Below are 23,289 nucleotides of genomic sequence, written 5' to 3'. Positions count from 1 at the left end.
AATTGAGATTACGTCATGTATCAATATAACTACGCTGACCAAACCTTGGTAGAAGAACGAGTCGCACAGTTTCGCGACCAAACCGAACGGTTTTTGGCAGGCGAGCTGCCAGAAGAGCAATTTTTACCGCTGCGTTTGCAAAACGGTCTTTATATTCAGCGCTATGCACCGATGTTGCGTATCGCCATTCCATATGGTCTGCTAGCCAGCTATCAACTGCGTAAATTGGCAGAGATTACCCGTAAGTACGATAAAGGTTACGGGCACTTTACTACCCGTACCAATATCCAGCTAAACTGGCCAAAGCTAGAAGATGTGCCAGACATATTGGCGGAGCTGGCATCGGTACAGATGCATGCCATTCAAACCTCAGGTAACTGTATTCGCAATACGACTACCGATCCTTATGCCGGTATTCATCAAGAAGAGATTGCGGATCCACGTCCTTATTGCGAAATTATCCGTCAGTGGTCTACTTTTCATCCTGAATTTGCTTTTTTACCGCGTAAATTTAAGATTGCTGTCGTTGGTACTGCCAATGACCGCGCGGCGACGCAAGTACATGATGTGGGATTGCATGTAAAAACCAATGACGCAGGCGAGATTGGTTTTGAAGTATTGGTGGGTGGCGGTCTTGGCCGTACACCAGTGATTGGTAAAGTAATTAACGAATTCTTGCCACGTCAGCATCTGCTTAGTTATCTAGACGCTATTTTGCGCGTTTATAACCTACATGGTCGCCGCGATAATAAATACAAAGCGCGTATCAAAATATTGGTCGAGAGCATGGGCGGTCCTGCCTTTGCGAAATTGGTCGATGCTGAGTGGGAAGCCCATACCAAAGACGGTCCACTGACTTTGACCGATGCCAATTTTGACACTGCTATTGGCTTCTTTAGTGAGCCTGATTATGTTGGTTTTGATGCCTTACAAGTACAGTCTGACTTGCAACAGCAACTCAATGCAAATAAAGATTTTGCCGATTGGTATAACCAAAATACAGTCGCGCATAAAATAGCAGGCTATCGCGCTGTCGTCATTTCGCTAAAGGCAGGCTTGGTCGACGGAACCTACGTACCATCTGGTGATGTCAGCGAATCACAAATGGATGCTCTCGCGGATCTGTCAGACAAATATAGCTTTGGTGAATTGCGCGGTACTTATCAGCAAAATCTCGTATTCTCTGATGTGCAAACCAATCAACTATATGAGCTATGGGAACAGTTGGCGGATCTGCATTTAGCACGTGCCAACATAAACACATTAACAGATATGATTGTTTGCCCAGGTTGGGACTACTGCTCACTCGCCAATGCCACAACTCACAATATCGCTGAACAAATCGAAAAGCAGTTCGATGATCTCGACTACCTTTATGACTTGGGTGAGATTCGCCTCAATATGTCTGGCTGCATGAATGCTTGTGCGCATCATCATACGGGTGATATCGGTATTCTTGGTGTCGATAAAAAGGGTGAGCATTGGTATCAAATCAGCCTTGGCGGTAACTCTAGTAACGATGCCAAAGTCGGTAAAATATTGGGTAAAGCAGTACCAGCCGAAGCTGTGGCGATTACCCTACAAAAAATACTGGATGTCTATTTAGAGCAGCGCGTGAGCAATGAGAACGACGTAGAAGCTTTTAGTGACTTGGTTAATCGCGTTGGCGTGGCACCTTTTAAGGAGAAGGTCTATGGGTAATCATCATGTGTTAAACAGCAAAGGTATTGATATCGGTCAAAGTGATACGTGGTTGGCGCTTAATACCGATGAGCTACCAGATGGCATTGCTCTTAGCCATATATCGCTGCTTGAGCTATTACATAAACAAGAAAAATTCGATATCGTATTGCCGCTCACGGATTTATTGAATTCTGAAGGCAAGCTTGCTGGCGGGCTATTACAGCAGCTGAACGAGCTATTGACTGAACATGCCAGCCGTGTTGGCGTTTGGGTTACGTCAGATAATGACACCGATACATTGGTTGGTTTGTCAGATTTTTTATTACAACAAGATTTGATTGTTATTCATGTACCGGCCTTTACCGACGGACGCGGTTTTAGTTATGCGCAAACCCTGCGTCAAATAGGCTACGAGGGTGAGATTCGTATGGCTGGCAAGTTTGGCCGTGACCAAATTGCTTACCTTTTACGCGCGGGCGCAGATAGCTTTGTGCTCAGTGAGCATGATATGAAATCTATCTCTGATATCAGTCAAGCATTTAATGCGCTTGCCAGCAGCTACGATGGACGCGATGCTAGCGCATTACCGATGTTTGCAGGCACTTAGTTTTAGAATAAATCATAAGCACTTATATTAGTTACTTTTCACTCAAATCATTTTTACATGAACTTTCATCAAGGAATCTACCATGAGCCAATTACACCCAAATCTAGATATCGATCAAGCCAACCAAGACTTGCAAGGTCAAACGCCAGAACAAATCGTAGAATGGGCATTAAGCCAAGCGAAAAACCCAATCATTACCACTAACTTCCGTCCTTACGAGTCAGCGATTTTGCATTTGGTCGCATCGCTGCGCCCTAACATCACCGTATTGTGGGTAGATTCTGGCTATAATACTGACGCCACTTACCAGTTTGCCAATAAAGTCATTCGTGATTTAAATTTAAACGTGATCACCTATATTCCTAAGCAAACTGCTGCCCATCGTGACGTGACGATGGAAGGCATCCCTGGTATTGATAACCCACTACATGATGAGTTCACCGATCAAGTGAAGCTTGAGCCATTCCGCCGCGCTTTAGATGAGCTAAAGCCTGATGTTTGGTTCAATGCTATTCGTAAAGATCAAACCGAATTCCGTCAAGGTCTTGATGTCCTGAGCTTGTCTAAAGACGGCGTGTTAAAAGTCGCACCGTTGTTTGATAAGACAGATAGCGATTTGGATGTTTATCTTGAAGAACATAACCTACCTAATGAGTTTGATTACTTCGATCCAACTAAGGTAGAAGAGCACCGCGAATGTGGCTTGCATACGCAGTTGTAATTGCTAAATACAGAATTGTGATTTAATAAATACAATGCATAAAAATCCCGCTTAACCGGTTTACACCGAGTTAAGCGGGATTTTTTTAGTATCATGATTTTATATTGCTATTCCCTTTCTCAGCAAAAACTACTTTTAATATCTCAAAAACGAATATACTAATGCCAATACATTACGTGAGCCTGCGCAACTGATAACTCATAATAGCAGTATATATTCAATTGAATGACTGGTCATACTATGAATACCTTTCCCCTATTTTTTAAATTAGAAGATCGTAAAGTACTGATTGTTGGCGGCGGTGATGTGGCATTACGCAAAGCTGATTTGCTGAGCCGTGCTGGCGCGTGTATCACTGTCCTTGCGCCAAGCATTAGCCATGAGATACAAGCCTTGCTCAGTGATAGTAAGCACGCGCTGATTTATGAGAATTATAATAAAACCTATATGACAGATTCGCGCGTTATTATCGCTGCCACTGACGATGAGATGCTCAATCACCAAATCCATGCTGATGCCACTGAACTCAACATTCCGGTAAACGTCGTCGATACGCCGCATTTATGCGATTTTATCTTCCCTGCCATTGTCGATCGCAATCCCATCGTGATTGGTATCTCGTCCAACGGTAAGGCACCGGTACTCGCACGTTTATTGCGGGCAAGGCTAGAAACCTTGATTCCACAAGGTTATGGTAAATTAGCCAAGCTTGCTGGCGAGTTTCGAGGTGAGGTTAAAGCCAAAATTCCAACATTGACTGGACGTCGGCAGTTTTGGGAGCGCGCCTTTGAAGGTCAAGTCAGTCAATTGATGTTTGCCGGTAATGAAAACGAAGCCATCGCCCAACTGCAAGCTGATTTAGATAACACAGCGGCAAATATCACTGCAAAAAATGCTACAGATGAATCAACAGAAGCCCAAAATACGATGGGCGAAGTCTATATCGTTGGTGCCGGTCCCGGTGACCCAGAGCTTTTAACCTTTAAAGCACTACGCTTGATGCAGCAAGCGGATATTGTCTATTATGATGCGCTGGTGTCACCGCAAGTATTGGATTTGTGCCGCCGCGATGCCGATAAAGTATTTGTGGGCAAGAAACGCAGTAATCATGCCGTTGCACAATTGGGCATCAATGAGCTATTGGTTAATAGCGCAAAAGAAGGTCGGCGTGTGGTGCGTTTAAAAGGCGGTGACCCGTTTATCTTTGGGCGTGGCGGTGAAGAGATTGAAAGTCTGTGCTCTCACAATGTTCCGTATCAAGTAGTGCCAGGCATTACCGCTGCCAATGCTGCTGCTAGCTATGCTGGTATTCCGCTAACCCACCGTGACCATTCGCAGTCAGTACGTTTTGTGACAGGGTTTTTAAAGGCAGGCTCGCCTAATAATAACTTCAAAAGTTTTTTGAATACTGATGAAACAGTCGTATTCTATATGGGTCTGCATTCGCTACCACGCTTGACGGAAGGTTTGATTGATGCCGGGCGTAGTGCGGAGACCCCGATTGCCATCGTCTCTAACGCCAGTATGCCCAATCAGCAAGTATTAACGGGTACACTTGCCAGTATCGTTGAATTACAAGCCCAACATCAACTACCTACGCCTGCTCTACTCATCATGGGTGATGTCGTAAGCTTACATCATGATTTGGCTTGGTATAATAATAAAAAGACCTCAGAAAACGATAATAACTGGTTACGCGGTGGTACTGCTACGACACCAAAACCAAATCCTAACCAACAAGCGCATGCGCTATCTATGATTGCTAATTTGGCAACAGAAGATGGTGGTCTTGAGCAGTTAGTGATTGATTAGAAAGCGCCCTAAAAGCCCCTTTTTATTTAAAGCCCTGCCAATCTAGTGGTAGGGCTTTTTTCTGATTGCAACAGAGCAAAATCCTCCAATCCTTGCTAGAATAATGGCTGTCTTTTATTCACCATTAAGCCTCATTATGTCTGTATCCGCTGTTACCCCTCTTACTATCCTGCACACCTCTGACTGGCATTTGGGACGCAGGCTTTATGGACGTCTGCGCTACGATGAATTTGCCGACTTTTTAAATTGGCTACAAAACACTATTAGTGCGCAGCAAGTGGATGTACTTATTGTCGCTGGTGATATCTTTGATACGATGACCCCAAGTAATAAAGCCCAAGCGCTGTATTATGAATTTTTAGGCAAGGTTTCAAAGTCTTGCTGTCAACATGTTGTCATCGTCGCTGGCAACCATGATTCACCGACATTTCTAGATGCCCCAAGCAATGTCCTTAAGTTTTTAAACGTCCATGTCGTTGGCACCGCTTGTGATGATTTAACTGATGAAGTTTTGGTTTTAGACGATGCAGACGGCAATCCACATTGCATTATCGCGGCTGTTCCTTATTTGCGTGACCGCGACGTGCGCAGTAGTAGTGCTGGCGAGTCAGCTCAGAGCAAAGATGCAAACGTTATCGCTGGTATCTGCGCGCACTACGATAAAGTTGCAGATATTGCCAAAGCCAAACAAGCTGAATTAGCCAAAGCACATCAGCGGCATCTCCCTATCATTGCCACAGGTCATCTGTTTGCTGCCGGTGGCAGCACTACCGACGATGATGGTGTGCGTGAGCTGTATGTCGGTTCGCTTGGTAAGGTCTCTGCCGATATGTTCGATGGCTGCTTTGATTATGTGGCGCTTGGTCATTTGCACGTACCGCAGCGCGTCGGTGGCCGTGAAACCATTCGCTATTCAGGCTCACCCATTGCAATGGGCTTCGGTGAAGCACGCCAGCAAAAACAGGTATTGCTCATACAGTTTGGCGCAGTCGCAAACGACTTTGAGGATAAAGTATTAGCGGATTCTATCGAGCCTTCTTTAGCGCCACTCAAGCAAGCTGCTAAAAAGGTAGCCATTCAAGCGTCTGAGTTTATGGACGACCTGTTTGGCTTTGATGATTCAGCGGGAAGTGCTGAGAGTAAAAAAGTTGAAGTAGAAATCTCTACTCAAACAGACGCTATACAGCCTAGCGACTCCACCTCCAATATAACGTCTACTTTGACTTCTCAGTTGTTGCATCATGATAAAGAACGTCAGATGCAAGTTATCTCAATGCCTATTCCAAAGTTCCAAAAATTAGCGCAAGTATCGGGTGATTTGGAGACCATCAACCAAACCGTTGATAGCACCATTAAAGCTCTGATTGATACAGAATCGATCTGGTTAGAGATTATCTATACCGGTGATGAGGTGGTTAGCGAATTGCGTGAAAGTATTCAAGCGATGGTAGAAGGCTTACCCTGTGAGGTGTTAAAAATAAAAAATACGCGTACTTATAATAAAGTACTCAATCAACAACAAACCTCTGAAACGCTACAAGATTTAAATGAGCAAGAAGTATTTGAGCTTTGTTTAGCCACTCATAACATCCCTGACGAGCAAAGATTGACCTTGCGAGAGGCTTATGAGCAAATCGTTTATGATCTGCACCATGCAGATACTCAAGCTGAATAATAGCTAAAACTCATCAGCCTGATATAACGAACAGTAAATTATCACTACTATCTATAAAAATAAGACCCTGCCATGCGCCTAATTGAACTCAGACTTAAAAACCTCAACTCCTTAAAAGGCGAATGGCACATTGATTTTAGTGACGCCGCTTTTCTTAACGAAGGTATCTTTGCTATTACAGGGCAAACAGGCGCTGGCAAGACGACCATTTTGGATGCTATTTGTTTGGCTCTTTACAGTCAAACACCAAGACTTGGTGATATTACAGGCTCTACCAATGAGATCATGACCCAAGGTACCGGAGAGTGCTCCGCAGAAGTCATTATCGAGATTGATGCCAAGCGTTATCAGTGTTCATGGTATCAACACCGTGCTCACAAAAAAGCCAAAGGCAACTTACTACCGATTAAACATGAGATCAGCGAGGTCAAGTCTGGCAAGATTTTAGAAGAAAAAAAATCCAAAACCTCGGCTTATATTCAAGATCTTATTGGTATGGATTTTAGCCAATTTACTCGCTCCATCATGCTGGCACAAGGCAGTTTTGCCGCCTTTTTAAAATCTGATATCGGTGACAGAGCGGCGATTTTAGAGAAAATAACAGGTACCGCTATCTATGCCAAAATCTCACTCAATGTGCATGAGAAAAAACGCTTTGAAGAAGAGGCGCTCAGTAAACTGCAGGCAGGCGTTGATGGCTTATCTTTGCTAAGTATTGAAGACGAAAATATATTGGCAGCCGAGCTAAAAGCGTTAAGTCAGCAGCAAAACACACAGCGACAGACCTTTAATACCTTGAGCGAACAGCTTCAATGGCTAAATAACGTAAAACAGCTACAGAGCAACCTGTCTATTTATCAGAGCGATTTCGCACGCGCCCAGCAAGTGCAGCAAGACTTTATTGCTGAAGCCAGGCGTTTAGACGTTGCCAACAAGGCATTAGAGATTGATAGTCAGTTTCGTGAGCTTAGCTATAGTCGTGAGTCGGTAAAGAAGTTAGAGATTGAACAAAAGGGATTACTGAGTCAGATCCCTGCCCAGCAAGAAGCGCTGACGCAAGCTACTCGTCATTTAGACGACGCTAATACGCTAGAAAAGCAAGCCGCAGACAACCTGCAAATAAACTTGCCTATCATCGCACAGGTACGCGAATTAGATAGCAATATAAGACAGCATTCTCAATCCTTAGGGGAAGACAGTCAGCGTAAAGACATACTGGTAGGCAATGTACAGATATTACGCCATGCCATCCAAAGTCATCAGAAAACTGCCGATGATACCAAAAATCAGCTAAATAATATTGACCAGTACTTTGGCAAACACCCAGAGCTGATCGACCTTGATACCGATAGGACTATCTTTGATAGTAGCTGTCAACGATTAAGGACGCTACTAGCAGAGAACTCTGAGCTTTCAGCCGCTAGGATGAGTCAACATAGCCATGCCTGCCAACTGCAAGCTGATTTTGAGAGGTTATTCAAACAACAAGACACTGATATCTCATTGGTAGCGCAGCGGCGCGAGCAACTGCTAAAGCTACAGCAGCAGCAAGCAGTCATCACTCAAAACCAGCCCCTTGCTATTATGCGCGGTGAGCAAGAGCAAATCGATCAAATTATCACACAAATTGAGCAAGTGATATTTAAGATTACACAGCAGTCTGAGCGAATCAGTCAAGTTCATAATATCAATCTCGCGCTACCAATATTGAATCAAGAATTGATGGTCTTAGACGACTTAATTGCCACTCATCGCGCAGATATTCAAAATACTAAACTTAAAAAGCAAGACAAGCAGACGCACCTTCATCTATTGCAAAAAGTCGCAAGGCTTGAAGATTACATCGTGGAACTCAAAGACGGTATGCCCTGCCCTTTGTGCGGTGCGCATGAGCACCCTTATGGTCAACATCATCCGCTATTAGATAGTCAGATTGACAATAAGCAAGAGTTATCGCTGACGCAGCAGACCCAGCAGCAAATATCTGAGCTTGAGATACTCATTGAGAGTCTAGAGCAAACGTTGTCTAAATATCATATTGACCATGCTACTAAGAACGAAGTCATCAACTACCAACAGCAGCAGTTAGCCCCTTTGCAGCAGCAATGTGAGATGTTGGGCAAAGACATTCAAGAAAGTTTGCTCTCACTATTAGACGCCAACAAAAATCATTCCAAAACGATTGCAGGGATTATTTATCCGCTTCATAAGTTGAGTGTGGATATAAATAAACCTGATAATGATATTGAACGCCCTTTATCTTTATTAGACAGTACCAAACAAAATCTGCTTGAGCAAAAACAGTCTCTTAAAAATATATTGATTCAACATGATGACTTGACACAAAGCATGTCAGAGCTAAGTATTGCTATAGAGAGTGATGAAAAGCAGCATCAGGTATTGATAAGCAAAATCAATAACCTGACGACGGATATCAAGCTACACTCGCAGAAAACAGACACCGTTGAAGAAAAGATAGCCGCCAACTTTTTGGCAATGGCCCCTATTACTAGCAGTATTTTATCTTTGGTAGATAAGTATCCGGCGGATAACTACGCAGAATATTTGTCTATTGATTTCCAAAGGACAGACATTCAAAGCGCACTTAAGCAATTGGACGCTAGTATTCATAATAAAACCGTACTAGATAGCAGCGACTATGAGCGTCATATTGATAGATTACGTCAACAGCGCAGTATGCTCAATCAGCTAAAAAAGCATTTTAATGAGCAAAAAAACAGCCAGCAACAGCTAACCAATACCTTGAGTACAGTGAGTGCTCAAATTGACACCAAAAAAGTTCAGCTCTGCACTGATGAAAGTACGTTAAGAGACCTCGAAAACTTGATAGTGGAGAAAAATACCGCTCTTGAGCAGCTCAAGAGCGCAAGAATAGAGGTTTTTGCAGATAAAAATACAGAGTCTGAAGATACATTACTGCGCCGCGCAGTCGATGACGCAAGAGCCAAGCAGGCAAATGCTCAGAGACAGTTAGACAGCACGCAGCAAATATTAGAGCAGTTGCAAAGCAGACAACGACAGCTATTGGTAGAATTGCAGTCGGATACGGCAGCACTCAATACGCAGCAAGCTGTATTTATGGAGCATCTAGCAGCGGCGCAGTTTGTGGATGAAGATGCTTTTATCCATGCGCGCTTGCCTAAAGAAGAGCGTGATGCTTTACATCTGCGTAAGACTGCGATTGATAACGCCTTGCAGCAGGCAAAGTCACAGTTAGATAGCACCCAGCAATCATTAGAGCAGAACCTGTCCCTTGCTATGACCAATGTCAGCCAAGAAACGATTGCCGCTCAGCATCAGCACATTCAGATGGAGATTGATCAGCTCAGCCAACAGATTGGTGCTATTGTTCAAAAGCTTAAAGACAATGAGAACCAAAAAGGTCAACAAGCAACGCAGCTTATAGCCATTAATGCGCAAAAAGAGAAATTACAAGTTTGGCAGCAGCTGCATACTTTAATTGGTTCAGCCGATGGTAAGAAATATCGCACCTTTGCTCAAGGCTTAACCTTTGAAGTGATGATTAGCCATGCCAATAGCCAATTACAAAAGATGAGTGACCGCTACTTGCTGATTCATGATGACAGCAATCCGCTTGAGCTTAATGTGATTGATAACTATCAAGGCGGCGATATTCGCAGCACCAAAAACTTATCTGGTGGTGAAGGCTTCATTATCAGTCTCGCGCTCGCTCTTGGACTATCGCAAATGGCCAGTCACAACATCCGTGTGGATTCGCTATTTTTGGATGAAGGTTTTGGCACGCTTGATGAAGAGTCGTTAGATATTGCTCTAGATACCTTGACAGGCTTGCAACAAGAAGGGAAATTGATTGGTATTATCTCTCACGTACAGGCGTTAAAAGATCGCATTTTGACCCAAATAAAGGTCGAAAAAATATCTGGCGGCTTTAGCCAACTCAGTGGTCAAGGATGTCGGCGCGTTATGAGGGATCAAGTATGATAAGTTAGCAGGATTGATGACGACATATGATAAAGAAGTACGTTTAAAGGCATTTATTAAATGATACTGGCACGGCTATTTAGCATAACAACATAAAAAAACCACCGTTAATGAATAACGGTGGTTTTTTATAATCAAACTATCTATTTACTTACTCGATTCGCTATTTGGTCACTAAACCACTTAACTCACTCATCAAGACGGATAACGTTGAGAGGCTGATTTGGCTATCATTATTGCTATCAAGTTTATCCATCTCAGCAGTAACGCCGGCAAGCTGGATAGCATGACGCGACTTCCAATCACTGAAGGCTTGAATGGCATCAGGTTGAGTCAATAACGTCTCCATCAGCATACGTAAGCTGCGCGATACATCATTGGCAAGCGCATGACGGGCACGGCGATCCCAGTGGTCTTGCTGCGGCAAGATAGCAATATTATCAATCATCCAATCAAGCTGCAAAACGTGATAGGCCTCAAAGTATAAAGTGGCAATCTCATCAACCGGACGTTCGTACTGCTCTGCTAAGAGGGCAGCATCAAGGGCATCAACATGGTATGGCAACATTGCAAACATCGATGCATCATTGATAGAGAGACCATCTTCTATCAATCTTGTGGTATCGGCTTGCAAGTATTGTGAAAATTGCTGCTCAATAAATCCGCCTGATTTGGTTAGCTTTTCGACACTGTCTTCAAAACGGCTAATCATATCAGCCACTTGCAAATCTTGTCCAAAGGCATTGATAAACCAGACTACTCCGTTTTCGAGTGCATCGCGCAGACGCAGTTCAAGCTCAAGCAGCAAAGTAGCATCGACTTGATTATCAAGTGCTTCTAACAGCTCCCATGCTTTTGAGACATGGAACACATCACGCGCAATGGCATAGCCGCGCACGATAGTGGCAAGCGTTTGTCCTGTTTCTTCATGCAGACGGAATAATGCTTCGATACCCAGACGGTTGACCACACTATTGGTCATATACGTACTGATGATTTCACGGTGTAAACGGTGTTCAGTCATCTCATCAAAGAATTTTGATGCCAGCTCATCGGGGAAATATTTGCGTAATTCATTAACGAAATACGGCGCATCCGGTAAATCTGAGAGCAGTAAGTTGTCATAAACCCACATTTTTCCGTAAGCCATCACAACTGCTAGCTCAGGATTGGTTAGACCTGTGCCAGATTTTTGGCGTTTAGCAATCTCTTCATCTGATGGCAAATACTCAATCGCTCGATCTAGACGCCCTTCTGCTTCTAACATCTGAATAAAGCGCTGATGATCGCTTAAGTTTGCAGCTGCTCGGATTTGACTCAGCTCAATGGCTTGCGGTTGCAGATAGTTCTGACGCAGCACCAATTCGCTAATGGTCTCGGTCATGCTTTCAAGAAGCTCATTACGCTGCTTCAACGTCATATCACCTTGCTCAACCACTTTGCCAAGTAAGATTTTGATATTGACTTCATGATCTGAGCAGTTGACGCCGCCTGAGTTATCGATAGCATCGGTATAAATGCGTCCACCAATTTGGGCATATTCGATACGACCTTGCTGTGTGAACCCTAGGTTACCCCCCTCACCGACGATAGCCGCACGTAATTCGCCACCGTTGACACGTACGGCATCATTGGCACGATCACCTACGTCGGCATGACTCTCCTCACTACTTTTCACATAAGTACCGATACCACCATTCCAAATGAGATCTACTGGCGATTTTAGCAATGCGCTGATAAAGTCATTGGGTGCTAAGCTGTCATCTGAGATATCAAAAACCGCTTTCATTTCAGAGCTGATAGCAATGGTCTTGTCTTGACGTGAGAAAATACCACCGCCTTGGCTAATGAGAGACTGGCTATAATCTTCCCATGACGAACGAGGTAAGTTAAATAAGCGCTCGCGTTCTGCAAAAGACGCTGCTGTATCTGGATTTGGGTCAATGAAAATATGCAGATGGTTAAAGGCAGCAACCAGTTTGGTATGAGTTGATCTGAGCATACCGTTACCAAAAACATCACCGCTCATATCACCAATGCCCACGACGGTAAAATCATCGCGATTTTGAATGTCCATGCCGCGCATACGGAAGTGGCGCTTGACTGACTCCCAACCACCGCGGGCGGTAATGCCCATTGCTTTGTGGTCATAACCAACCGAGCCACCAGAAGCAAAGGCATCATCGAGCCAAAAGTTATATTCAGCAGACAAAGCATTGGCGATATCAGAAAAGGTTGCCGTACCTTTATCGGCAGCGACCACCAAATACGGATCATCTTCATCATGACGTACGGTATTGGCTGGCGGGACAATCGCACCATCGACGATATTGTCGGTCACATCAAGCATACCGCGAAGGAATGTCTGATAGCAGGCAATACCTTCAGCTTGGAACACATCACGACCATCTGCCATCGTTTTGGTTTTAACGATAAAGCCGCCTTTTGAGCCAACCGGTACGATAACGGCGTTTTTGACCATTTGTGCTTTAACGAGTCCAAGTACTTCAGTACGGAAATCTTCCATACGATCAGACCAACGCAGCCCGCCGCGAGCGACTTTACCGCCACGCAAATGCACTGCTTCAACGCGTGGTGAATAGACAAATATCTCAAACATTGGTTTAGGCTTGGGTAGATTTGGAATATCTGCTGCCAGAAACTTAAAGGACAAACGATCTTTACGCTGCCCATTCGCCTCTCTCTGATAAAAGTTGGTACGTACCATGGCGTTAATTAAATCCAAGTACCAGCGGAAGATACGGTCTTCATCCAAGCTACTGACACCTGCTAATGCGGTGGTAATCTGTGCTCGAATCTGGCTGGTTTTGCTGGCACGTTCCTCTTCACTATAGTTAGGATTCATTCGTGCATCAAATAAACTGCCTAATGCGACACTGATGTCACTGTTTTTGACCATAGTTTGTTGAATATAGACATTTGAGAATGGTGCTTTCGCTTGCATCATATAGCGTGACAAGGCGCGCAGTACCACCACATCATAAGTATCTAATTTGGTGGTCAATACCAATTCGTTAAGCGAATCACTCTCAACCTGTCCTGCCCAAATTTGCTTTAAGCTGTCTTCAAACTGTGCACGCACCACTTGCATATCAATGGTATCAACGTGCTCTAAGACCAGCTCATACTCCTGCATCCAAATAGGTTGCTCAGGTAAATCAAACTCATAGGTCTGCGCTGAGATAACTGATACCCCGAAGTTCTCTAGTACGGGTAAGACTTTAGATAAGATAACTGCTTTTTGACGACCATATAGCTTTAAATGCAACTGATTGCTTGCGTCACCTGTCGATTGATATAAGTGCCAAATCATCGGCTGCTCATCGCTAAGTCCAGCCAAACGCTTGGTATCTTCAACGGCAGTACGTGCATCGAATCGCTCTTGGTAAGCGGCAGGGATATAACTTAAAAATCTGCGCGTCAAAGCATTGGCATGTTGCTCACCGACATTATCCAGCAGCATTTTTTGATAGTTATCACTCCACGACTGCATCAAAAAAGACAGCTTGGCTTGGAGCGCAGCGGTATCCACCTCATGTACTTGACCTGGCACTGTACGGACATGTACATGGACGCGGGCATGTTCAGATTCATTAAACTCCGTTGTAAAGCCTGAAGATGTACCACCATAGGCTTCTTTTAGGACGTTCTGTACCTTGATGCGAAGTTCGGTATTGAATTTATCACGCGGAATATAGACCAAGCAGGAAACAAAACGCTGGTAATGATCGATACGGCAAAATAAGCGCAGGCTTTTTTTGTCCTGTAGTTGGCTAATTCCTAGTACTGTTGGGTAAAGATCTTCAATGCTGGCTTGAAACAAGTCATCGCGCGGCAAGGTATTAATGATATGCATCATTTTATGATACGCATGACCATCACGTGGTAGTTTTGCCATCGCCATGATTTTATTGGATTTTTCGCGTAATAATGGAATTTGTTGCACGCTTAGTTGATAAGCTTGCGCTGTAAAAAGACCAATAAAACGATGCTCACCGATGAGCTTTCCATTATCATCAAACTTATGAATGCCCAAAAAATCCATATAAACTGGGCGGTGTACTGGCGATACTCGGCTTGATTTTGACAATACCAATACTTGCGGCGCTGTTAGCAGTCTTTTTAGATTGCTTGGCAGCTCGTCAAAGCTTTTTGAAAGCTGGTCTTCACTACCGCCACGTAATAGCCCGAGCCCACTATTACCAATAGAAAATAAATCTAAATCACTACGGTCGTCTTGGTTGGCTATATTGCCAGCATTATTAACCTCGATTCTGTGCCCGTCTTCTAAGCGGTACTCTCGATATCCCAAAAAGATAAAGTGATCGTCCAAGACCCAATCTAAAAATGCTTGAATCTCTTGTTGAGAGTAAAATACTTCCGGCAGTGTTTTTGTAGCAAGTTCCGCTTTTATATCGGTTAGCTTGGCACGTATCTGCTGCCAGTCATCAACGACGACATCAAGGGTGTCTACTTTTGCCAGCAGCATCTGTTTTAATGCCGCCAATTCATCATTGTCTTGATAAGAGATTTCACAATGAATCAAAGACATGTGTGAGGTGCCACTTTCTTGAGCACTTTCAACTTTAGTGATCGCGCCATTTTCATCGCGTTCGACATTGACGATGATATGATAAGTACGATGCACATCGATGCCTTGCTCTTCAAGACTCATCAATAGCGTGTCGACCAAAAATGGTCGGTCATAGGCAACGATTTGGATAACGGTATGTGAGCTGTGAAAATGCTGCTCTTCTGCAATGGGGTTTAATATGGCAAGCTGCGGATGGCTACGATCATAGGCTTTTAATAGCGTAAAATGATGCAGCGCCATCCCAGCCAAATCAGCATTACTGATGTCCTTTGCAGTCTCTTGGTGTAATGGCTGATAGTAGCTATGAATAAAGTGATCAAATAATGATTTGTCCGCTTGTACATAACTGGTGGCAATATCGCTTATCTGGCTGATCCGCTCTTTTGCGATATTTAGAGAGTTTGGCATATCCTTTGTCCTTGCGCTTTTTTATAAGCTTCTTATTTAGGTGTTATGTCTTATGTATTGTGAATAATTAAGTTTGAACTTATTGATCATTAGCAATCATGGTTTGTCTGACTCCCGCTATACGAACTATTTTGTGAGGTTTAACAGGTCTATGAGTAAATAATTTCACTCAAGGCTATCTCTCAGGTGGAATTGTAACGCACCTGCTGTCATAGCTAAAGCGTACAACATCATTTCATGAATCAGTGAGATGTCGATAACATTTACTAATGAGACGATTGTGATTTGATACGGCTGAATATAGACGGACAGGCGCATAGCTATGACACATAGTCATGACAATGGCAGCATTTTTTTGTTAGAATAGCGCAGAATATTGGACAGTATTTTGCTGGCTCGCTATTAACTCACTTATTATGAATTTTAATGCTAAGGGCAAGAGGTATGATGAATATTTTGGTGATTGGTTCAGGTGGTCGTGAACACGCACTAGCATGGCAGTGCGCAAAAGATAATAATGTAAAAAATATCTATATCGCGCCTGGTAATGCTGGCACCGCCCTTGAACCCAAATGCCAAAACGTCACTTTGGAAGACGCCACTGATGCAGGCGAGCACAGCGCTGTTATCAAGTTTTGTCAGAATAACGCTATCGACATGGTCATCGTTGGTCCAGAAGCACCGTTGGTAACAGGCATTGTCGATGCTTGTCGTGCTGCTGGCATCAAAGCTTGGGGTCCAACAGCGTATTGCGCGCAGTTAGAAGGCTCAAAGACTTTTGCCAAAGAATTCATGGAACAAAACAATATCCCAACGGCGGCTTATCAGGGCTTTACCGACGCAGTAGCGGCAAAGGCTTATATCGATGGGCAAGGCGCACCTATTGTAATTAAAGCGGATGGTCTTGCTGCCGGTAAAGGGGTCATTGTTGCTGAGACGATCAAACAGGCGCATGAAGCCATTGACGATATGTTGGCAGATAATAAATTTGGCGATGCCGGTAGCCGCGTGGTGATTGAGCAGTTTTTGCAAGGCGAGGAAGCCAGCTTTATCTGTATGGTCGATGGTGAAAACATCTTACCCATGGCAACCAGCCAAGACCATAAGCGTGCCTTTGAAGGTGATGCGGGTCCAAACACAGGCGGAATGGGTGCATACTCTCCTGCGCCAGTTGTCACTCAAGAGGTTCATGATAAAGTCATGGCACAAGTGATTCAGCCTGTTGTAGATGCGATGAAAGCTGCCGGTCATCCTTATACCGGATTTTTATATGCTGGACTCATGATTGATGATGCGGGCGACCCGTATGTGATTGAGTTTAACTGCCGTTTTGGCGATCCGGAGACGCAGCCTATTTTGATGCGCCTGCAATCGTCGATGGTTGATTTGGTTGCACAAGGACTCGAAGGTAAATTACCGAGCGAAGCCAATTGGGATGAGCGCCCTGCCCTTGGTATTGTCATCGCCTCAAAAGGCTATCCTGAAACTTCATCGAAAGGTGATGTGATTGCAGGCTTGCCAGAATTAAATAGTGACAATCAAAATTCGGTAAAAGTCTTTCATGCGGGCACGGCTTTTTCTCATGAAAATGCTCCTAGCAATGAGAAAGAAGTGGTGACCAATGGCGGTCGCGTATTATGTGTGACTGCATTAGCAGATAGCATCTCAGATGCACAGCAAGCAGCATTAACGGTCACTGCTGCTATCAGTTTTGATGGTGCTCATTATCGCCGTGATATCGGTCATCATGCTATTGCTCGTGAAAACATTTAAATAGTAGTGATAAGTAGCACCTACCTATAGCGACTTTTGATAAATTCGACCTAGCGTGATGCTGGGTTGAATTTTTTGATGGGTTATAGTTTTTAAAGGCTGCTAAAACTAATAGGCAAAAAATGCTTAAGAATTTCAGCATGTAGCCTAAATTACAAAGTAAATAACGTCGCTTGGCTAAGCTGCAAAACCTGCCTTCTTTATATGATACAATTCTGTACACTCATAGCACATCTCCCTTGTATTGTAGGTACATCACCCACAAATCAATACCAACTCGATGAAATGACGATATCTATGGCAAACAATACCTCTAGGTCTTCTAATAATAAGCAGTCTATCGATAATTTAAAAACCTCGGGGTTTGATCGTCGTATGTCGATTGCCAAAACCTCATTGAACATCGGTCGACGTTGGGCAGGTAATAGCGTGTCTGGTATGTTTCTTAATAAAGAAGCACGTACAGCACGTAACCAGATTTTTATGGAAGAACAGGCGCATTATTTGGCAGAAGAGCTTGGTAAATTAAAAGGCTCTGTCGTGAAAATTGGTCAAATGCTGGCGATTTATGGTGAGCATATCTTGCCACCTGAGATTACCCGTGCCTTACAAACGCTTAATGATGATACAGCGACACTTGCATGGCCAAAAATCGAGCAGAATTTACAGGATTTATTGGGCAATAAGCTGCAGGATCTTCAGGTTGACCCTGTTCCTATTGGTACAGCATCCCTCGCCCAAGTTCATCGTGCAACCGTCATAGCCACGGGTGAGCAAGTGGTATTAAAGATTCAATATCCGGGTGTGGCTGATGCGATCAACTCTGATTTGGCTTTATTTAAGAGCCTATTAAAGGTGAGTAATATCGTTCCACAAACCCGTTCACTCGATGCATGGTTTGAAGAGATACGTGATTTATTACATCATGAAGTCGACTATGAGGCGGAAGCTGACACAACAGAGCGGTTCTATAACCGTTTGATTGACGATGCACGTTATGTTGTACCTAAAATTAACCGCCATTATTCGACCAAACGCTTACTTTGTATGTCTTATGAGCCGGGTATCAGTGTGGTTTCTGACGCATTGCAACTACTCCCTCTTGAGCGTCGAAACGCCATCGGTCAGGCGGCTATTGAAATCATGATACAAGAGATTTTCGTTTGGGGTGAGATGCAAACGGATCCAAACTTTGGTAATTACCTTGTCCGTGTCGCACGCGACGAAACTGAAATTGATAAACTGGTCTTATTAGATTTTGGCGCGATTCGGCAGTTCGATAATAACTTATTGACGATTGCTCATAATTTATTACGTGCCGGTTATTATCATGATCATCAATCTATGATGAGTGCCATGACTGGTTATGACTTTTTTGATACCATGAGTGATAAAGTACGTTCAGATATCGCCTCATTGTTTTTGTTGGCAACTGAACCTTTTAGTGAGCCTGTGATAAACACGGATATGCCTGCTAATTGTCTAGATTACCAACAGCGCTATATTTGGGCTAACAGTAAGCTGCATACTCGCCTCTCAAATGATGCGACACAAGCGATGCAGTCTTTCGAGTTCAATCTACCACCTAAAGAGTTTATGTTTATCAGTCGGAAATTTATCGGTGCTTATACTTTTTTGACTGTGCTTGATGCTCGTACGGATTCTAATAATTTAGTAAAACCGTTTTTATAAACTTATTTCAACGTACCTACTCAACAGATTTTTGAACCGCCTTTTTAGGGGCGGTTTTATTTATTATGATTTTATTTGCTTAGGCTATTTTACAGTTTTAACTTAACCTTAGCGCTTGATAGGAAATGTAATTCTTTTATTTTTTGCTTAGGCTATTATCTTAAACACTTATATCAGCTTTCATCCACTTATCGAATCTGGTTTGATAACCTTCAGGCTTCTTCATGCTTAACTCCCAACAGGTTTCTTGCCGTGCTAAGTATTTAACTTCAAAATGTGTACGCTGACTGCTGCTTGCAACCTGACTACGCGTATTGGGCAAACACCATACCTCATTTGCTTGATGCTCAGCATTGTCCATATATGTTTCGATGTTGGTTGCCAATATTATCTCCCCGTCTACCTGTAAACGTGACAGTAAAAACTCAAAAAACGGCATATTAAGCCATTGTTGATTGGGATTGTGCTGCTCAGGATTGGGATATAAGATATAGATACTATCGATACTATTTGGCGCAATTGCATGTACGATCCATGCAATTGCATCAGCATGAATAGCGGTCAAATTGGCAGAATTCTGCTGCGCTGCCAATTTTTCAAATGCCTCAAACTTATTGCGAGTACGCTCAATCGCAATCAGATGCTTATCAGGGTTTTGCATGGCAAAGCTTAAGGCATGCTTGCCCTTCCCTGCGCCAATCTCCAAAACGAGTGATGTTTTAGGTTTAAGTGCTGCGTCTGGCATCACAAAATCACGTGGTGCTGAGAGTCGTTGAGGTTGAAATGCCCGCTCTTGCTGATGTGAAAGCTCAAGGTTGTCAGTCATTTGCTGTCCTTAAAATATTTGTCATTTGTCATTATTCGGCTGCATGCTATTATATAGTCAATGCAACCCCATAGTAATATCACGATATCGATTACTCATCGACAAATAGCTTTCTCAATCAGATTACTAGAGCAATGATTTTAAAATCAATCATTGCTTACTTTTTGAGGATACTTTGTTGATAAAACCAAGGATCTCTCTACTTTTATTATGACCGAATCTACTTCTAACGCCAGCCCTTCACCTAAAACGTATCCTTGTCCAGAATGCGGTAAGCAAACCACATGGCAAGATAATAAATATAAGCCATTTTGTAGTCATCACTGTAAGCTGATCGATCTTGGCGCATGGGCAAACGAAGACTATACATTGCCTGCTGAGTCCACGCCGTTCTCTGATGAGCTATAGTATTAAGCCCTTTACCCTCTTACTTTTATCACTTTATGATTCCAAGGATGCTGCACATGTCTGCTACTTACCTGATGCCCACTTATCTTCGTCAACCTATCAGTTTTACCCGCGGCTCAGGAAGCTGGCTCTATACTCAAGATGAGACGCCTTATCTAGACGCATTGACTGGTATCGCGGTATGTGGTTTAGGACATTGCCATCCACAAGTAACCGAAGCTATTCAACAGCAGGCAGCAACATTGGTTCATACCAGTAATTTATTTGGTATAGACTGGCAAGAGCGTGCTGGTGAAGCATTATGTAATGCCGCGCAAATGGACAGTGTATTTTTTGCCAATAGTGGCGCTGAAGCAAATGAAGCAGCACTAAAATTGGCGCGTCTATACGCGTATCAGCAAGGATTTAAGCGTCCAAAAGTCATTGTGATGGAGCAATCTTTCCATGGTCGTACCTTATTATCATTATCAGCAACTGCCAACCCCAAAGCGCGTGAAGGCTTTTACACTTTAGATAATGATTTTATCCGTGTGCCATTTGGGGATATTGCCGCCATTGAACAAGCAGTTCATGACTATGAGGATATTTGCGCGGTATTCGTAGAGCCTATTCAAGGTGAAGGTGGTCTTAATACGGCAGCTAACGGCTTTACTTACCTTGAGCAGATACAAGCCGTATGCGATACACATAATTGGCTGTTCATGCTCGATGAAGTGCAAACCGGCAATGGACGAACAGGTAAGTATTTTGCTTATCAGCATAGCAGCGCACGCCCTGATGTATTAACGACGGCTAAAGGCTTAGGTAATGGCTTCCCTGTCGGTGCCTGTATGGTACGTGGTCGCGCCAATGGCTTATTTGGAGCTGGTAGTCATGGCTCAACCTATGGCGGCACACCGTTAGCCAGTCGTGTGGTACATAGCGTATATGACGTATTGGCGAACAGTGATATCATGCAAAACGCCGTCAACGAGGGACAGTTTATTCGTGATAGCATGGTTGATGCATTTGGACAATATGGCGTCAGCAGTCGCGGCGCTGGGATGATGATTGGCATTGCCCTGCCTGAAGACATGGACTGTAGCAAGCTTGTCGATCGTGCTCGTGATGAGCAGAAACTTATCATCAATATCACAGGCGGTCATGTGATTCGTTTGCTACCACCACTTAATATGAGCCGTGATGCAAGCTCACAAGTGGTTGAACGCTTGGTTAATTTACTAAAACCCTCGTTTTAAACGTCTGTTTAACCAAAACATAAAAAGCCTATAGATAATTTGTCTATAGGCTTTTTTCATTATTAATCAATCAGCTTTATTATCATTTAAATAAACTAAACCTTAGTTTGCATGAAAGTATTTTTTTAATACCTCTAAGCAGCGCGTGATTTTTGCAGGCTGTTGCTCACGGTTTAAGGTTACAGCATATAGTACAAAACTTGGCATCTGGTAGCCGGTCAAAACTTCGACCAAGTTGCCCGATTCTAGCTCTTTTTTGACATCCATTTCCATCATTCTAAGAATACCATGACCTTCTTTGGCGATGGTCATTGCCATAAAGACATTATTGGTATGGATACGCGACGTCATTTTGATACGTGTTTTTTTACCAGTCTCAGTCTGAGTAAGCTCAACATTATTTGTATCCTTCATGATATCAATACAGATAAGATGATGATCTGCCAAATCTTTCGGCGTTTCGATTTTCTTATGCTGACGTAAATATTGTGGTGAAGCGACCAACATTTGACGCACATCAGATAACGGATGATTGCTAACAGTTGAGTCGTTGATATTGGGGCTCATACGTATCGCAATATCGATTCGCTCATCAATCATATCAATATAATTATTATCTGCAAAATAGGTGATACTAAGATCATCGTGCGCTGACATCCAAGTCGATAGTGCTGGCAAAATATGATTGACACCAAGCTCTGGCGTTGTTGCAATACGCAAACTACCTGCCAATTCATCACGTAATTGATTGACTTTAATTCGACCTTGCTCTGCCGCACTTACCACATCTTTTGCCGCTTCATAAAAGCTAGCACCCGCTTCTGTTAAGCTGAGCTTACGGGTTGAGCGATGTAATAACACCACACCAAGCTCGTTCTCTAAAGAACGTATTTGCTGACTGACGGCGCTGGTGGTGATACCAAGCTCACGGGCTGAACCACTAAAGGAGCCGTGTCCGACCACACTAGCAAACACAGCCATACCACGTAAATTATCTAACATATTCTCATCCAAGCTGCTTTTTAGTTGTTAATATAACTTAACCATTATAGCGGATAATGATAAATCTTACAGTTTTTTAATATTAAACTCAGAGTAAGATGTGAGTGTTCCTTAATAAATAAAGGTAAAAAAATCAAGATGATAGATCAATATCACCTTGATTTTTTAATAGATACAATATTTTAATAAAGTGCCAATTTTTATAAACTATCAATTAATAAATGTATGACTGTTTAATATAACTGAACCTTGCCCATTTTGCCTTCGCCGCGCTCGGTTAAATATTGCATCACTGGCGTATTAAACAATCTTGATTCTGCCACTGTTTTAGCCTCAACGAGACGTTTTTGTTGACGACGCTCTGGGGTTTTATCATCGGCTTGCGCGATACTGCTATCAATTCGTAAACTGATGGCGGCATCAGGGAATTGTACCTGCATCTTTGTCGCTAGCTGCTCAAAGGTTGCCTGCAAATGCTTACTATCGACTGCTGTGACAAAGATGGCTTCGGCATTACAGCTGCCTGTCATCATACCTTGACGGGCAAGCGCCAATTCATCTTGAGCCAAACTAGCGGCTTCACGAGCAGTTTGTAGCCAATAGTCCCATTTTTCTGGTGTCCACTCACCTATCAATTCTTGCGGCGGACAACGTAGAAGCGCCCGAGGGTCTTCAGATTGAATTGATAATTGAGAATCATTTACCTCGGGTTCAACAACGGGTTCAACAACGGGTTCAACAACGGGTTCAACAACGGGTTCAACAACGGGTTCAACAACGGGTTCAACAACGGGTTCAACAACGGGTTCAACAACGGGTTCAACAACGGGTTCAACAACGGGTTC

The 23,289-nt window shown here is 43.4% G+C and carries 13 protein-coding genes and 1 pseudogene; 10 read left to right on the top strand and 4 right to left on the bottom strand.

Translation table 11 applies throughout. The features are described from left to right. Positions 1 to 15 precede the first annotated feature (15 nt). From FQ083_RS00070 to FQ083_RS00045, 6 genes are all read left to right on the top strand, one after another. Positions 16 to 1,701 carry a nitrite/sulfite reductase gene (locus FQ083_RS00070; protein WP_133104653.1) on the top strand — a complete coding sequence of 562 codons (1,686 nt, stop codon included), beginning with the start codon at positions 16 to 18 and terminating at the stop codon, positions 1,699 to 1,701. Continuing rightward, positions 1,694 to 2,290 (top strand): DUF934 domain-containing protein, encoded by a 597-nt coding sequence (locus FQ083_RS00065; RefSeq protein ID WP_149408241.1) that lies wholly within the window; start codon positions 1,694 to 1,696, stop codon positions 2,288 to 2,290. The genes FQ083_RS00070 and FQ083_RS00065 overlap by 8 nt, the downstream gene beginning before the upstream one ends. 82 nt (positions 2,291 to 2,372) lie before the next feature. Continuing rightward, the gene (locus FQ083_RS00060; protein ID WP_011513727.1) at positions 2,373 to 3,011 is read left to right on the top strand and encodes a phosphoadenosine phosphosulfate reductase family protein; all 639 of its coding nucleotides are present in this window, start codon (positions 2,373 to 2,375) and stop codon (positions 3,009 to 3,011) included. A gap of 240 nt (positions 3,012 to 3,251) precedes the next feature. Further along, positions 3,252 to 4,823, top strand: coding sequence for a siroheme synthase CysG (gene cysG, locus FQ083_RS00055; protein ID WP_133104651.1), 1,572 nt, complete (start codon positions 3,252 to 3,254; stop codon positions 4,821 to 4,823). A 136-nt stretch (positions 4,824 to 4,959) separates the two neighbouring features. Then, on the top strand, positions 4,960 to 6,498 hold the full coding sequence (locus FQ083_RS00050; protein WP_149408240.1) for an exonuclease SbcCD subunit D C-terminal domain-containing protein: 1,539 nt from the start codon (positions 4,960 to 4,962) through the stop codon (positions 6,496 to 6,498). Positions 6,499 to 6,570: 72 nt separating this feature from the next. Next, the gene (locus FQ083_RS00045; RefSeq protein ID WP_149408239.1) at positions 6,571 to 10,482 is read left to right on the top strand and encodes an AAA family ATPase; all 3,912 of its coding nucleotides are present in this window, start codon (positions 6,571 to 6,573) and stop codon (positions 10,480 to 10,482) included. A gap of 163 nt (positions 10,483 to 10,645) precedes the next feature. Here FQ083_RS00045 and FQ083_RS00040 read toward each other — a convergent pair whose 3' ends face one another. Next, complete coding sequence (locus tag FQ083_RS00040; RefSeq protein ID WP_149408238.1) at positions 10,646 to 15,505, bottom strand: NAD-glutamate dehydrogenase; 4,860 nt, start codon at positions 15,503 to 15,505, stop codon at positions 10,646 to 10,648. Positions 15,506 to 15,952: 447 nt separating this feature from the next. Between FQ083_RS00040 and purD the strand changes: the two genes are divergently transcribed. Together purD and FQ083_RS00030 are read left to right on the top strand one after the other, a co-directional pair. Further along, positions 15,953 to 17,278, top strand: coding sequence for a phosphoribosylamine--glycine ligase (gene purD, locus FQ083_RS00035; RefSeq protein WP_149408781.1), 1,326 nt, complete (start codon positions 15,953 to 15,955; stop codon positions 17,276 to 17,278). 297 nt (positions 17,279 to 17,575) lie between these two features. After that, complete coding sequence (locus FQ083_RS00030; RefSeq protein WP_188004040.1) at positions 17,576 to 18,970, top strand: ABC1 kinase family protein; 1,395 nt, start codon at positions 17,576 to 17,578, stop codon at positions 18,968 to 18,970. 160 nt (positions 18,971 to 19,130) lie between these two features. Here FQ083_RS00030 and FQ083_RS00025 read toward each other — a convergent pair whose 3' ends face one another. Beyond that, a complete protein-coding gene (locus tag FQ083_RS00025) occupies positions 19,131 to 19,796 on the bottom strand; it encodes a DUF938 domain-containing protein (RefSeq protein WP_149408236.1) in 666 nt (221 codons plus the stop codon). Positions 19,797 to 20,006: 210 nt separating this feature from the next. On the opposite strand from FQ083_RS00025, the gene FQ083_RS00020 reads away from it, so the two are divergent. Then, complete coding sequence (locus FQ083_RS00020) at positions 20,007 to 20,204, top strand: DNA gyrase inhibitor YacG (RefSeq protein ID WP_020443572.1); 198 nt, start codon at positions 20,007 to 20,009, stop codon at positions 20,202 to 20,204. Positions 20,205 to 20,260: 56 nt separating this feature from the next. Then, positions 20,261 to 21,442 carry an aspartate aminotransferase family protein gene (locus FQ083_RS00015; protein ID WP_020443573.1) on the top strand — a complete coding sequence of 394 codons (1,182 nt, stop codon included), beginning with the start codon at positions 20,261 to 20,263 and terminating at the stop codon, positions 21,440 to 21,442. A 102-nt stretch (positions 21,443 to 21,544) separates the two neighbouring features. Here the strand turns inward: FQ083_RS00015 and FQ083_RS00010 are convergent, their stop codons facing one another. After that, the gene (locus FQ083_RS00010; RefSeq protein WP_011513737.1) at positions 21,545 to 22,444 is read right to left on the bottom strand and encodes a LysR family transcriptional regulator; all 900 of its coding nucleotides are present in this window, start codon (positions 22,442 to 22,444) and stop codon (positions 21,545 to 21,547) included. Between the two features lie 233 nt (positions 22,445 to 22,677). Further along, positions 22,678 to 23,289 (bottom strand): annotated as a pseudogene (locus FQ083_RS00005) (DNA polymerase III subunit gamma/tau); the annotation flags it as partial.

Origin of the sequence: Psychrobacter sp. ANT_H59 (assembly GCF_008369225.1) — a bacterium.
GTDB lineage: Bacteria > Pseudomonadota > Gammaproteobacteria > Pseudomonadales > Moraxellaceae > Psychrobacter > Psychrobacter cryohalolentis.
The sequence above is the reverse complement of the archived record's forward strand: the minus strand, read 5'-3'. Positions and strand labels throughout refer to the sequence as shown.

What these genes read in the sequence shown, in the direction of transcription:
- cysG (WP_133104651.1), top strand. Translation starts at nt 3,252, where the DNA reads ATGAATACCTTTCCCCTATTTTTTAAATTAGAAGATCGTAAAGTACTG.
- FQ083_RS00025 (WP_149408236.1), bottom strand. Translation starts at nt 19,796, where the DNA reads ATGACTGACAACCTTGAGCTTTCACATCAGCAAGAGCGGGCATTTCAA.
- FQ083_RS00020 (WP_020443572.1), top strand. Translation starts at nt 20,007, where the DNA reads ATGACCGAATCTACTTCTAACGCCAGCCCTTCACCTAAAACGTATCCT.
- FQ083_RS00010 (WP_011513737.1), bottom strand. Translation starts at nt 22,444, where the DNA reads ATGTTAGATAATTTACGTGGTATGGCTGTGTTTGCTAGTGTGGTCGGA.
- FQ083_RS00045 (WP_149408239.1), top strand. Translation starts at nt 6,571, where the DNA reads ATGCGCCTAATTGAACTCAGACTTAAAAACCTCAACTCCTTAAAAGGC.
- FQ083_RS00070 (WP_133104653.1), top strand. Translation starts at nt 16, where the DNA reads ATGTATCAATATAACTACGCTGACCAAACCTTGGTAGAAGAACGAGTC.
- FQ083_RS00030 (WP_188004040.1), top strand. Translation starts at nt 17,576, where the DNA reads ATGGCAAACAATACCTCTAGGTCTTCTAATAATAAGCAGTCTATCGAT.
- FQ083_RS00050 (WP_149408240.1), top strand. Translation starts at nt 4,960, where the DNA reads ATGTCTGTATCCGCTGTTACCCCTCTTACTATCCTGCACACCTCTGAC.
- FQ083_RS00060 (WP_011513727.1), top strand. Translation starts at nt 2,373, where the DNA reads ATGAGCCAATTACACCCAAATCTAGATATCGATCAAGCCAACCAAGAC.
- FQ083_RS00065 (WP_149408241.1), top strand. Translation starts at nt 1,694, where the DNA reads ATGGGTAATCATCATGTGTTAAACAGCAAAGGTATTGATATCGGTCAA.
- purD (WP_149408781.1), top strand. Translation starts at nt 15,953, where the DNA reads ATGAATATTTTGGTGATTGGTTCAGGTGGTCGTGAACACGCACTAGCA.
- FQ083_RS00015 (WP_020443573.1), top strand. Translation starts at nt 20,261, where the DNA reads ATGTCTGCTACTTACCTGATGCCCACTTATCTTCGTCAACCTATCAGT.
- FQ083_RS00040 (WP_149408238.1), bottom strand. Translation starts at nt 15,505, where the DNA reads ATGCCAAACTCTCTAAATATCGCAAAAGAGCGGATCAGCCAGATAAGC.